The sequence below is a fragment of the Amycolatopsis palatopharyngis genome (assembly GCF_003385185.1).
GTDB lineage: Bacteria > Actinomycetota > Actinomycetes > Mycobacteriales > Pseudonocardiaceae > Amycolatopsis > Amycolatopsis palatopharyngis.
Window position 1 is genome coordinate 1 of the sequence record NZ_PQHZ01000128.1, and the last position, 1,098, is coordinate 1,098.

Sequence of the window (1,098 nt, forward strand, 5' to 3'; positions counted from 1 at the left end):
GTCGGCGTCCACGCGGCCGGCAAGCCTGCCCGAGGCCACCGACGCCGCGAGGGCGGCGATCGTGAAGGCCGCGACCACTGAATAGTCCAGTTCGGTCACCGCGTCCCAGTGAGCCGCCAGTCCGGCGACCGAGTTGATCGTCACGATGAGCAGGGACGTGGCCACCGCGGCCGGCATGTCCAGCCCGAGCATCAGGACCAGGGCGGGCACCACGAGGAACCCGCCACCGACGCCGAACAGGCCGGTCAAGAACCCGACGGCCGCACCCACACCCAGTGCCCGGGGCAGACACGAGCGCCAGTTCACCCTCCCACCAGAGACGGTGCACGCCCCGCGCGGTTCGGTCGGCCCGAGCAGCATCCGCACCGCCGCGGCCACCATCACGACGGCAAACGCCAGCAGCAGCACCTGCGCGGACACCAGCCGGCCCACGGCTGCTCCACCGAAGGCCGCTCCCGCGCCTGCCGCACCGAACACCCCGGCAATCGGCCACCGCACGATGCCCTGACGTAACCGGGGGACGACCCCACCCATCGCCGAAAGCCCCACCATCACCAACGACGCCGGGATCGCCTGACGCACCGGCTCGCCGATCCCATAGACCAGGGCGGGCACCGCCAAAATGGACCCACCCGCGCCGAGCAGACCCAGCGTCACGCCGATCACAAGCCCGAAACCCGCCGCGAGGATCACCCGAGCCCACCAGCGACCGGAACACGTGCTCCAGCTGTTCCAACGGGCGGCTGCATCCACGTCCTCCCTTCATCCTGCCCGACTACCCGTGGGGGTATCCGGCGAAACACCGCTCACCTACTGCTGCAACGCGCCCCTGCCGCTACTGGCGAACCGCAGCTCGGGCAGCGGTCTGACACGCAAGCGCAGGCCCTCCCCTTCACCCACGCCCGCACGACGATACCCCATGGGGTATTTTTTGGTAGTGTCGTTCGAGGAGATACCCACATGCGGAAGATCCGGCGGCTCGGGGATCCGCTTCCTCGACGGCGCCGACGTTGTTGCGACGGCGCAGCAGAACCTGGCACTCCAGGCGCCACCTGATCGAGCGTCCCCGGCACGGGGCCGCGGTGGCACATGCCCGAC

1 protein-coding gene is annotated in these 1,098 nt (G+C 70.0%); it reads right to left on the reverse strand.

Annotated features, from left to right (window positions below; translation table 11 throughout):
- A partial coding sequence (locus tag D0C15_RS33855) for a sulfite exporter TauE/SafE family protein (protein ID WP_245976538.1) occupies nt 1-753 on the reverse strand: 753 nt, incomplete at its 3' end.
- Nucleotides 754-1,098 lie beyond the last annotated feature (345 nt).